Source organism: Viridibacillus soli (assembly GCF_016612995.1).
In the GTDB taxonomy this organism is placed as follows: domain Bacteria; phylum Bacillota; class Bacilli; order Bacillales_A; family Planococcaceae; genus Viridibacillus; species Viridibacillus soli.
The window spans coordinates 108,743-121,357 of sequence record NZ_JAEOAH010000003.1 but is presented as its reverse complement, the minus strand read 5'-3'; the positions used below and the strand labels follow the sequence as shown (position 1 = coordinate 121,357).

10 protein-coding genes are annotated in these 12,615 nt (G+C 37.4%); 9 read left to right on the top strand and 1 reads right to left on the bottom strand.

The annotated features are described in order from the left end of the window. Window positions 1-6: 6 nt before the first annotated feature. The 6 genes from argJ to JFL43_RS02435 all read left to right on the top strand — a co-directional run bounded on the left by argJ (window position 7) and on the right by JFL43_RS02435 (window position 5,428). Window positions 7-1,233, top strand: a complete 1,227-nt coding sequence (gene argJ / locus JFL43_RS02460; RefSeq protein ID WP_200747777.1) for a bifunctional glutamate N-acetyltransferase/amino-acid acetyltransferase ArgJ — start codon at window positions 7-9, stop codon at window positions 1,231-1,233. Beyond that, window positions 1,196-1,975, top strand: coding sequence for an acetylglutamate kinase (argB, locus tag JFL43_RS02455; protein ID WP_200747776.1), 780 nt, complete (start codon window positions 1,196-1,198; stop codon window positions 1,973-1,975). The genes argJ and argB overlap by 38 nt, the downstream gene beginning before the upstream one ends. Next, window positions 1,972-3,105 (top strand): acetylornithine transaminase, encoded by a 1,134-nt coding sequence (locus JFL43_RS02450; RefSeq protein ID WP_200747775.1) that lies wholly within the window; start codon window positions 1,972-1,974, stop codon window positions 3,103-3,105. The genes argB and JFL43_RS02450 overlap by 4 nt, the downstream gene beginning before the upstream one ends. A gap of 239 nt (window positions 3,106-3,344) precedes the next feature. Continuing rightward, on the top strand, window positions 3,345-3,848 hold the full coding sequence (locus JFL43_RS02445; RefSeq protein WP_200747774.1) for a hypothetical protein: 504 nt from the start codon (window positions 3,345-3,347) through the stop codon (window positions 3,846-3,848). Between the two features lie 148 nt (window positions 3,849-3,996). Beyond that, the gene (locus JFL43_RS02440) at window positions 3,997-4,935 is read left to right on the top strand and encodes a nuclease-related domain-containing protein (protein ID WP_200747773.1); all 939 of its coding nucleotides are present in this window, start codon (window positions 3,997-3,999) and stop codon (window positions 4,933-4,935) included. A 4-nt stretch (window positions 4,936-4,939) separates the two neighbouring features. Further along, the gene (locus JFL43_RS02435) at window positions 4,940-5,428 is read left to right on the top strand and encodes a hypothetical protein (RefSeq protein ID WP_200747772.1); all 489 of its coding nucleotides are present in this window, start codon (window positions 4,940-4,942) and stop codon (window positions 5,426-5,428) included. Window positions 5,429-5,512: 84 nt separating this feature from the next. Here JFL43_RS02435 and JFL43_RS02430 read toward each other — a convergent pair whose 3' ends face one another. Then, window positions 5,513-6,688: an aminotransferase class I/II-fold pyridoxal phosphate-dependent enzyme gene (locus JFL43_RS02430; protein WP_200747771.1), complete on the bottom strand. Its 1,176-nt coding sequence runs from the start codon at window positions 6,686-6,688 to the stop codon at window positions 5,513-5,515. A gap of 438 nt (window positions 6,689-7,126) precedes the next feature. Between JFL43_RS02430 and JFL43_RS02425 the strand changes: the two genes are divergently transcribed. From JFL43_RS02425 to JFL43_RS02415, 3 genes are all read left to right on the top strand, one after another. After that, window positions 7,127-9,133, top strand: a complete 2,007-nt coding sequence (locus JFL43_RS02425; protein WP_200747770.1) for a methyl-accepting chemotaxis protein — start codon at window positions 7,127-7,129, stop codon at window positions 9,131-9,133. Window positions 9,134-9,579: 446 nt separating this feature from the next. Then, entirely contained in the window at window positions 9,580-10,215 is a 636-nt protein-coding gene (locus JFL43_RS02420; protein WP_234447564.1) for a sugar transferase, read from the top strand. Window positions 10,216-11,334: 1,119 nt separating this feature from the next. Continuing rightward, window positions 11,335-12,471, top strand: a complete 1,137-nt coding sequence (locus JFL43_RS02415; RefSeq protein WP_200747769.1) for a glycosyltransferase family 4 protein — start codon at window positions 11,335-11,337, stop codon at window positions 12,469-12,471. Window positions 12,472-12,615 lie beyond the last annotated feature (144 nt).

Sequence of the window (12,615 nt, the reverse complement as noted above, 5' to 3'; positions counted from 1 at the left end):
GTTTTTATGACAGTAACGTTTGAGAGCTTAAAAAGAATTTCAGATAAAAATATTGTTTCACCAAAGGGCTTTACAGCAACAGGTATACATTGTGGAATTAAACATAAGAAAAAGGATTTAGCGATTTTAGTGAGTGAAGTGCCAGCAAATGTAGCTGGTGTTTTTACAACAAACGCGATTAAAGCAGCACCACTTGTTTTAACAAAACAAATTGTTAAAGAGTGCGGTAAAATGCAAGCGATCATTGTGAATTCAGGAAATGCCAACGCATGTACCGGAACACAAGGCTACAAAGATGCTGAAATGATGCAACAATTAACAGCTGAAAAATTAGGCATTGCAAAAGAACTTGTTGGGGTTTCATCTACAGGCGTGATAGGTGAAATTATGAAAATGGAGCCGATTGAGAAGGGCATCGCTAAAATAACACCAACAGCAACATTAGAAGGAGCAATCGATTTCGCTCAAGCGATTTTAACGACAGATACTGTAACGAAAAATACAACCTATAGCGTAGAAATTGATGGTAAAGAAATCATGATAGCAGGTGTAGCAAAAGGCTCAGGTATGATTGAACCAAATATGGCGACGATGCTTGCTTATGTGACGACTGATGCAGATGTAGACCAACAATCATTACAACAGCTTCTAAAAGAAGTAACAGACGTGACATTCAATGCCATTACAGTGGATGGCGATACGTCTACAAATGATACGGTTTTAGTGTTCGCAAATGGTGTAGCAGGTAATCAGACATTAACACCAGCACACCCGGAATGGGATACATTTAAAGCAGCTTTCCACGCGGTATCTCAAGATCTTTCGAAAATGATTGCAAAAGACGGTGAAGGTGCGACAAAGTTAATTGAAGTGAAGGTTGAAGGTGCAACTAGTGATGAAGAGGCTCGTAAAATCGCTAAAACAGTAGTAGGTTCTCCATTAGTGAAAACAGCAGTCTTTGGCTGTGATGCAAACTGGGGACGTATTATTTGTGCTGTAGGCTATAGCGGTGCAACAGTGGATCCGACAGCAGTGAAAATCCAAATTGGTACAACAATGGTCGTTGAGAATGGTGAACCAGTACCATTTTCAGAGGAAGATCTAATCGTTTATTTAAAACAAAATGAAGTGAAAGTTGCAGTGGCCTTAAACCAAGGCGAGGGACAAGGTACTGCTTGGGGATGTGACTTAACATATGACTATGTGCAGATCAACGCAAGTTACAGATCATAAATGTATTGTTATTAAACTAGGCGGCAGTATGCTAGAAGGTTTAAACGAAAGCTTTTTTGACAACTTCAAAAAGATGCAAGAAGCAGGTTATACCATTATTATCGTTCATGGTGGCGGACCTGCTATTAATAAAGCATTAGCAAATGCAAATGTTGAGACAACAACGAAAAATGGTATTCGTGTTACATCAAGTGAAGCCATTGAAATCGTTCAAAAAACATTAATCGGTAAAGTTAATCCTGCCTTAACCCATCAATTGAATGGGGCAGGTATTCAAGCTATCGGATTAAGTGGTTATGACGGCAATTTATTGACATGTTCATTTTTAAATAAAAAAGAATACGGCTTTGTGGGCAATATTGAAGAGGTCAATACGACATTATTGAAGACAGTTCTCTCTGCGGGCATTATTCCAGTAGTATCCTGCTTTGGTGCAACAGTCGATGGCACCCCACTTAATATTAATGGCGATACTGTTGCCAGCAAAATAGCTCTAGCGATGGCAGCGGATAGCCTTCTACTTGTGACTGATACACCAGGGATCAAAATCGCGGATGTAATCCAAAATCATGTATACCCAGAACAAATTGAAAAGTGGATTGATTCTGGCGATATTTATGGTGGCATGATCCCGAAAGTTCAGGCTGCCATTGCTTGTTTAAATGAAGGTATACCATCTGTCCAGATAGTCAGTGATCAGCTAGCTGGTACGACGATTCAAAGAAAGGAAGTTATCGCATGAGTGCATTATTTGGCAACTACGGTAGACGCCCTGTCCATTTAGTAAAAGGGCAAGGAACAAAAGTTTACGACGAAGCAGGAAAAGAATATTTAGATTTTACAAGTGGCATCGCAGTGCTAAGTCTAGGTCATGCAAATCCTATTTTAGTAAATGCTATCAAAGAACAAAGTGAAAAACTGTGGCATATTTCAAATCTTTTTGACAGTCCAGAACAAGAGCAACTAGCAGCAACTCTTGTGAAAGACACGCACCTTGCTCACGGATTTTTCTGTAATAGTGGCGCAGAAGCCAATGAAGCAGCTATAAAACTTGCTCGTAAACACACTGGAAAACATACAATTATCACTTTTCAGCAATCATTCCATGGCCGTACATTTGGCGCAATGTCAGCGACTGGCCAAACGAAAGTACAACAAGGATTTGGTCCTTTAGTCGAAAAATTCATCCATGTACCTTTTAACGATGTAACAGCACTTGAAGCAGCGGTCGACGATGAAGTTGCAGCTATTATGTTAGAAGTGATTCAAGGTGAAGGCGGAGTAAATGTTGTTTCCGATGAATTTGGCAAAGCAATCGCTAAAATTTGCGAGGAACAAGGTATTTTACTTATAGTCGATGAAGTGCAAACAGGTATTGCGCGTACGGGCACACGCTATGCATATGAACAAATAGCCTTGAAGCCTAATATTGTCACATTAGCTAAAGGACTTGGTGGAGGCTTTCCAATTGGTGCGATGCTTGGGACAGCTGAAATGTATGACACATTTAGTCCAGGTACACACGGCACAACATTCGGCGGCAATCCACTTGCAGTAGCAGTTGCACAAACTGTTCTGAATCATGTGTTTGAAAAATCATTTTTAAGGGAAGTAATGAAAAAGTCGGATTACTTTAAAGAACAATTAGCAAAAGCGCTACCAGCCGACAAATTTTCCGTAAAAGGAAGGGGTCTACTCTTAGGTTTAGGCTGTGGCGAAGCAGTAGCACCATTAATAACAAAAGCTGAAGAAGCAGGCTTATTACTAGTCGGTGCTGGTGAAGATGTCATTCGCCTGTTACCACCATTAACGGTTACATATGAAGAAATTGATGCAGCTATCGTTATTTTAGCAGGAATTCTAATCAATTAATCATCCTGAATTAATGCGCTCAGTGAATCGCAATTCATTAAATACAATTTCTCTAAACAGTGTCTTATTAATAAGCGAACGGGTTTAGGGACCATTTCGCATATTATAGAACAAGCTTATTAAAATATATTTCTGCAGGGGATGACATTCCTCTGCATTTTTTGCGTGGAGCGCTATTGATTGACCTATCTTTTATGAATACCCATAATAGATCATAAGTAAATCTAGGGGGTAACACTATGTCAGCTTTTTTACATTTTCAAGGCGTTTTAACTGAACTCCACGAAACACCAACTTATTTCGCCTTAACTTGCCAAAAACAAGATCACGACGACATAATTATTTTAAATATAGCGAAGGAAACTTTACTTTTCAATAGCACTACATATGAGTCACTTCAGGCAAGTGATCTGAAGCCAGGCTTTTTCATCCATGCTTATGTCCATAAGCATCAACCAGCAACACGCATTTTTCCACCGCAAATTTCGCCAACACTTGTTGTTGCGAATGAAAAAGACCTATTCTATGGTGTAAAAGTTGGGACATACAATGCAGCGACATCACTAATTGAAACAGATTTACGTCTTAATATTGGTCCTAATACTAAGATGCTAGCTGAAGCAGGGCAGAATATAGAAGCAGAGCAACTTGATGGACATGATATAGCCGTGTTTTTCAAAATGAGTACACGTAGCATTCCACCACGAACAACGCCGAATATGATTATTTTGTTGGATGATTAGAATTTTTACGAGAAGATGCCATTGGTAAGTAAAACGACTACTTACCAATGTTCTTTATTTTGATTATTTTCCTAAATTATGATAAATATAGAATAGTGGTAGAAAAGGAGGCTTTACTATTTTCTTCAAAAGACAAACCCCTTATGAAATGAAAGCACTCGAGCGACTTTTACAGCGACTCCCCCTATCGCATCTAAAAATTATAGACATAAGAACACAGCTTGAAACTATTTCTGCAGGTTTCAACGGTGAAACTCGAGTCGATCAAATCATGCAAGAAATCCAGTTTGACATCCCCTTTTTCTACTTCCCTAATTTCGAATGTGAACTCTCTCCAACACGTTTTTCTCAACTAGATTCCGTCCTATTAACTAACCGCTATTTATTATTAATCGAAATAAAAAATATGCGAGGTGAGCTGCATTTTAATGAGCAGCCATATCAGCTTATTCAAGATATTGAAGGGAAGAAAGGAGCCTATCATTGTCCTCAAATGCAACTTTTACGAGCGGCTGACACTGTTGAGCACTGGCTAAATTGTATGGAGCTACCAAAGCTACCGATATACAAAATCATTGTCATGCCAAACAGCCGAACCATTATTAAAACAGCACCAACAAAAGTGCCACTCATCATGTCAAAACAAGTCGCCCTGTACATCCAAAAACTAAACAAACTCCCAGCCGTGATAAATGAAAATCAATTTCTAGAGTTGAGCGATGCCATTATAACAGGTAATAAACCATTCAAGCAAAAATCATTATGCGAAAAATATCATATACCAAAAGAGCATATAAAAAATGGAGTCATTTGCCATTGTGGTGCGAGCGGTATCCGCATTTCAGAGAGGACATGGCATTGCCCAACATGCAAATGCGCAATCCCAAATGCCATTGAACAAACCATACAGGACTGGTTTTGGATTTGTGGAGAGGTGGTTACAATAAAAGAATTCATGGATTTTCTACAGTGTAATAGTAGAAATCTAGTAGCAAGGACATTGAATAATAGTAATCTTATAGCTCTAGGGAATACCAAATCCAGAAGATTTCTATATAATCATAGAGTGCCCATTTTTAATAAATAAAATATTGCCTAGAAACTTCTTATTATATGGAGTTTCTAGGCTTTTTGAGTTAAATGGAGAGCCGAGTGAGTTAAATGGACCTCCGAATAGAGCAAATGGCGTCTCAAAAAGAGCGAGTAGGTTAAAAGAGCCCCTGAGTGAGTTAAATGGAGAGCCGAGTGAGTTAAATGAACCTCCGAATAGAGCAAATGGTGTCTCAAAAAGAGTGAGTAGGTTAAAAGAGCCCTTGAGTGAGTTAAATGGAGAGCTGAGTGAGTTAAATGAACCTCCGAATAGAGCAAATGGTGTCTCAAAAAGAGTGAGTAGGTTAAAAGAGCCCTTGAGTGAGTTAAATGGAGAGCTGAGTGAGTTAAATGAACCTCCGAATAGAGCAAATGGCGCCTCAAAAAGAGTGAGTAGGTTAAAAGAGCCCTTGAGTGAGTTAAATGGAGAGCCGAGTGAGTTAAATGAACCTCCGAATAGAGCCAATGGCGTCCCGAAAAAGAGTGAGTAAGTTATAAGAGCACTCTAATGATTTAAAAGCACCTCATGCATAAAAAAACCGCAAGAGAATTAATCCTCTTGCGGTTTAAATCTATTAAGCATGCACTACACATAGTGTAGCTAATCTTTCCACAGCTTCTACTAGTAATTCCTCTTTTTGAACGAGTGCTACACGAATATAGCCTGCACCAGCTTCACCGAAGATACTGCCTGGTACCATGACTACGCCAGTTTCTTTGATGACGTGGTAAACGAAGTCGATGTCGTTCATTTTTTGGTTCGTATATTTAGCCCAAACAAACATGCCGCCTTTAGATGGAGTTACTTTCCATCCAATTTTAGTTAGCCCGTTCATTAAGATATGGTGGCGTTTTGAGAAAGTAGCGCGTAGGCGGTCTGTTATTTCCTCCGCATTGTCAAGAGCTACAATGCCAGCCTCTTGGATAGGTCCAAATGTTCCGTAATCTAAATTTGATTTTAACTCTTGGATGATTGAGATCATTTCAGCGTTACCGGCGATGTATGCGATTCGTGCACCAGCTAAGCTGAAACTTTTTGATAGGGAGTTGATTTCCATACCGACTTCTTTTGCACCAGGTGTTGCTAGGAAGCTTGATGGGCGATCCCCTTCAAAATAGAATTCAGAATAAGCAGCATCATGTAAAATGATAACATTGTTTAGATGTGCAAATTCAATTGCTTTCGCAAAAAATGCGTCGTTAGGCATTGCAGGAACGGGGTTACCTGGCAAATTTAGAATCATTAGTTTCGCTTTTTTTGCAACGTCTGCAGGTATTGCATCGAAGTCTGGTAAGAAATTATTTTCTTCTAATAGAGGCATATAATAAGGAACGGCTCCTGCGAGATGAATACCGGCATCAAAGGCTACGTATGCGGGGTTCGTCGTTAATACATAGTCACCTTCGTTACAGAAAGCCATCGGTAAATGGACAAGACCTTCTTGAGAACCCATTGTTTGAATAATTTCAGTATTTGGATCTAAATCTACATTGCTGCGACGTTTGTAATAGCGGGCCACTGCTTCGTAGAATCGTTTCGTACCGCCAAGTGTATAGCCATATGAACTAGCTAAAGCACTTTGCTCGGACAATACTTTACGGACTTTTTCGTCTGGTGGAAGATCCGGGCTTCCTAAGCTTAAATCGATTAATTTAACTCCCTCAGCTGCTTTCGCATTCGCTGCCGCTTTCAAATCACCGAATATTGCTTTTGGAAACATAGCCATTTTTTTTGATTTTTCGATTTTCACGTGCAAGCACTCCTTAGTTGCAAAAGTAATTTTATGAAATATTTTATCACACTAAAGCTATAAAGTAACAGATATTTTTTACTAAAAAAATATTATTTATTAAAATTTCTCAGAATGTTCAATAATTAAACGTTATTACAAATTAAAAATCTAATAATAGTTCATATAGACTAGTTTGTATGTGAAAGTAATATTATATTCGAAAAGTATTGTTCTCAATTATTATAAAATAAAGAATATTTTAAAAATAGAATTAGGCAAAACAGAGATAATATACTATTTTATAAGAAAAATGAAATAGTGTTAATATTTTTATGATTGTTTGATATACTGTAGTAGCACAGTGGAAATTAGTTATAATGAATCAGTAATTTATGCGTTACTTAGGAGTTTATAACTCTTTTATAAATGTAGCCAAAGGGATGAGAGGTAAGGTAAATGGGGAAAACGATAAAGTGGAAAATTATTAGTACTGTTGTCATGTTGTTAACTGTGGGATTAATTTTATTAAACGTAGTTAGTACATATATGGTTAATAAAAAAACAGAAGAAAGTTTAGTAGAACAAAACCAGGTACTCGTTTCAGAGATGTCCTCCTCGATACAACACTACTTAAGTGCCTATGAAAAAGGCTTACTTCAAATGTCAACAGCATATGAAGTAGTAGAATATAAAGATAAGATGATGGAAAAAGACAATAATAAAGCAGCTTTACTCGAAAAGAATCTAGATACACAGTTTCAGCAATATATTTCTTTATTTGATGCCACAACATCCGTTTACTACGGTTTGGTAAATACGCATGTAGAAATTATGCCTGAAGCCGACTTAGGTGATGACTTTGATCCGACTACACGTGGATGGTTTAAGAGTGCAATTAACAATACAGATCAGATTTCCTGGACAAAACCATATATAGACCAAGCAACAAAGGAATTAACAATTTCGGGGTCTAAAGCCGTCTTAAAAGATGGTAAAGTTATAGGTGTCGTAGGGATGGATATATTACTATCCAATTTAACGGATGAGATTTCGAAAAAAGAATTAGGATTTAAGGGTTATCCAATTATTATTGGCAATGAGGGTACGGCTATTGTTCACCCAACAAAACCCGGAGAAAATCTATCCGATTTCTCATACGTGAAAAAAATGTTAGATGAAAATAAAGAACAAGGTGTCATTAAAGATGTTGAAAACGGGACCGATTTTGTAACAATTTACCGTACAATTCCAGGCTTAGATTGGAAATTAGCAGCCGTTTTTGAGGAGAAGAATATTCAGCAAACAGCAAATGAAATTCGCAATATTATAGGTGGCATTTCAGTTGCACTTCTCATCACTCTATTTTTAGCACTTATAGCAATTATAGCAAAAATTACGAAACCAATCGCTATTTTACGCAAGTTGATGGATCGTGTAGCAGCGGGTGATTTAACGGTAAGAGCCCGTTTTAAAGCAGATGATGAAATTGGTCAACTAGGTGCTGATTTCAATATAATGACGGATAATATGCAACAAATTATTCGTGTTGTAAAAGATTCATCGACTGAAGTACAAGTAAGCTCACAAGGTCTAAGTGGACTTGCGGAAGAAACGAATGCCACTGGTGAAGAAGTAACTGCAGCGGTTGGAGAGATTGCAGAAGGTGCTTTAAAATCAGCAGAAAGTGCAGAGCAAGCTAGTGAAAATGCAGCGGCATTAAGTGAGCAAATAAACTTAATTCGCCAGAAATCCATTACAATGGCTAGTATTGCAAAAGAAGCTACAGAGAACAATCAGGCAGGACAAGTGCAAGTGGAGCAATTAAAATCTGCATTCCACGAATGGGAAACGAATTTGCAAAGTATGTCGACTGTGATAGATGCACTTGAAAATAAAGTAGGTTCCATTGAGCACGTAATGCAAACTATTAAAGAAGTGTCGAATCAAACGAATTTACTAGCGTTAAATGCGAGCATTGAAGCGGCAAGAGCTGGTGAGCATGGCAAAGGATTTGCGGTCGTAGCTGAGGAAGTTCGAAAACTGGCTGAACAATCTGCGAGTGCAACAGAAGAAGTGAAGGAAACGGTGCAACAGTTACAATTAGAATCTAAACAAGTTTCCGGACAAATGCTTACAACGATGAGTAAGTTCCAACAGCAAGGAACAGTTGTAAGAGGAACCGAAACTATTTTCGAAACGATTTCATCCTTAATGAATGAGATGCAACGATCCATCCACGATGTGTCGGAAGAAATACTCGCGGTCACTGCATATAAAGAAGAAGTCATTGAAGTCATTCAAACAATGACTTCCACTTCACAAGAAACAGCAGCTTCTTGTGAAGAAGTGAGTGCCTCAACAATAGAACAATTAAATGCCATTGAAGCGGTCACTACAGCATCTGAAAACTTAACAAACTTAAGTGACCATTTAGCTGATTCGGTTACTCGATTTAAAATTTAATGATGTAATAAAGCCAAATGTCTCCATTAGACATTTGGTTTTTTTGTGAAAAAGTTGAGTAAATCCATTTGTTTATAAGGTGGATTTAGACGGTATTTCTAGAATAGATGATCAAGACTTTAGTGAAATTACCAAAGGACTATTATTCCTTAGGCTTTTTTATTTTTACTAGCTTTCTGGCTTGATTTCTAGAAAAAATAGAAGGCACTACAAAGATTTCATCATAATCGTTGATATAAGTTCATATATTTCGTATAGAAATGCTGTATAAAATAGGCCTAATAAATAAGGTTTCTACTATGGTTATGATGTTTTTGGTGGATTTTATTATTTTGTTGAAATAACATTTACGTTAAGAAATCTAAACCTCCATCATCTTTAAAGTAGTTTTTCTAAAACATATTCGCATATAAGAGAAGCAAGAAAAAAGAAATAGGAGGACGAAAATGCAAATTAATGTAATGGAGAGGTCTACGTTTTATGGTAAATATGGAAAGAGATTATTAGATTTAATCATAGCAAGTATTCTGCTACCGGTTTTCGTAACGACCATTCTTCTAATCGCTTTCCTATTACTGATTGTCTCAGGAAGGCCTGTTTTCTTTACGCAGGAGCGGACCGGATTGAATAATAACAACTTTCAAATTTGGAAGTTTCGGACGATGAAATGCGATAAAGCGCAGCAAGGTAAAGTAAAGAGTTGGAAAGGTGGAGTACCCGAGCAATTTGTCTTTAAGCAATCTCAAGACTTACGGATGACAGGGATTGGTAAGCTACTTAGGAAGCTGAGCTTAGACGAATTGCCACAAATTATTAATGTCTTAAAAGGAGACATGAGTTTAGTAGGACCAAGACCTGAAGTACCAGAAATTACAACCTTTTATAATACAGAACAGGCTAGACGATTATATGTGAAGCCAGGCATAACAGGACTAGCACAAATAAATGGACGTTCCAATATACCTCATGGTAGGAAAATATTTTATGATATTGATTATGTAGAAAGTTGTTCATTTGCACTAGATCTAAAAATATTAATGCGCACTATTCGCGTTGTTTTGAGTAGAGAAGGAGCATATTAAGCTGGTGGGAGGAGGCTATGCGTTCAGAATCAACAGAATACAAAGTATTGATATATGTACTCATTAGACTATTAATTGGCAAGAGTATTGATCCCCTCCATAAAGGGGGTGAATGAGAAAATCCATCGGCTTTTGGAGAAGAGCAAACTGCTCGATACTTTTCATTCGTAAGAAACAAAAAATACTTGCTGTGATAAGTATTGGAAAAATGGGAGACACTTGTGACGACTGAGTTGGCAAAATATTTAGTGAAAGATGTTAATGAAACAATCTATAGTGATACCAAAGTGAGACAAGAAAAGGAAAAGATTAAATAAAGCTCCATAATCTAAAAGGTTACCACTATATCTCTCATTAAATAGAATGGTGGTAAAAATAGTTTGATTTAAATTGTTAAAAAAATACATATTATTGAGCGTGGCAAAAGTTGAATAAACCAACAGCTATTTTATGTTCGGATTGAATGAGTGATTGGAAACTATTTAGAAGTATGTACTCGCTTGGCAACACTTATATAAACAAGTATGTATACTCCCATTGACGTAATATCCGTTTTCACAGCATATGCATGCGGATTGTATCGCTTCGTTATGAGAGCACACTTATGCTTCAGAAAGAAGAGGAAGCATAGGTGCCTATTATTATTTTTTAGTACGTAAGTTTGTATCCTACTGTACTTATTACCTATAGCAACGTGGCTAAACGTGCAAGGACTTTTAGCCACGTTGTTATCGATTAGTCATTTTTTTGCAGGGCTATTTATTAATATTAACATAGTGGGAACCTACACTGACAGATGTGTTGATTGGCATCGTTATTGTGTTGGCTATTTGTTAGGTTATATAGCGTTTTACCCATACTCATTAGTTTAGCATAATGTGTTTACCAGTATTTCAACTTGTTAATGTTCATTATTAAAGATATGAATGTTGCGTCTGTTATAGGAAGTTTTCAGAACTCTCGGCGATCAGTCACTATAGCTCCATTAAATGTTGCTAGGAGCCGTAATTATTGGTCATTCGGCAAACAGCTTCTTTATTGATAGTCTTCATTGACGTCATTTGTGGCTTATTTTAAAGATGACTTGCATTCTGGTAAGGCAAAAGAAGGGATGAATGAATGAAGATTGTTCAAATAATTACAAAGTTAGATACGGTTGGAGGCGCACAATCGCATGTACTTGCCCTCACAAAACAGCTTTCATTAGATGGCCATGAAGTGACGATATTGACTTCAAAAGGAGATCTAATTGAGCAGGCTTTAGAAGAAAAAAACATAAAAATTATTCAGCTGAAATATTTAAAATGGTCTATTCATATTATAGATGATAGCCGTGCATTTATGGAGATTCGTGCCAATTTACGTCGTATAAAGCCTGATGTAGTTGCTCTTCATTCTTCAAAGGCAGGTGTAGTCGGACGATTAGCAGCCTTTTCATTAAAAATCCCGACTGTATTTACGGCGCATGGTTGGGCATTTACAGAAGGTGTAAAGCCCTTGAAACGGTTATTGTTTCAATATATTGAGAAGGTCCTCGCACGAAAAACGAGCAGAATAATTGCGGTTTCAAATTATGACTGTGAGCTGGCTATACAAAAAAAAGTGGTGAAGAAAACCAAAATAACGACGATTCATAATGGCATTCAAAGTATCGAAGAGCCGTCATATTTTCAAAATAAGGTACCGAAAATCGTCATGGTTGCACGGTTTGAACATCCTAAGCGTCAAGATTTATTGGTCGAAGTATTGTCGACGATGAAGGAAATGGAATGGGAGCTTGTTTTCATAGGAGACGGAAGAGAAATAGAGGCAGTAAAAGAGTTAACAAAACAGCGTGATATTGCACACCGCGTAACATTTTTAGGATCACGTGATGATATCGAAGTACAACTTAGTTATGCGGATCTCTTTGTACTGCTGTCAAATTTTGAAGGGCTTCCGATTGCTATATTAGAGGCGATGAGGGCAGGTTTACCCGTTATAGCATCCAATGTTGGCGGCACTTCAGAGCTCGTCAATCATGGTAAAAGCGGCTATGTTGTAGATGGAAACATTACAACTATAAGGGAATATTTAATCAGGGTACTAGAAAGTCAATCACTTCGAATGCAGCTGGGGTATACAGGTCGCCGCTATTTTGAAGAAAATTTTTTGTTCCAAAAGATGTATGAGAAAACCGTAAATCTTTATCAAGAAATACAAAGGGAACAGAAGGTGGAAAAAGAAGTACAACAACTTGATCACAACCGAGCTTGAACAGCTATTGTAGAACCAAGGCGGTGCGACTTAGTTATCAAGAATATAAATTTTACGCTGATAGCAATACATGGAAATCCCAAGTACATCATTCATTATGCCTTAACTTTAACAGTCAATGTGAAAAAATTGTAAACCAACTGG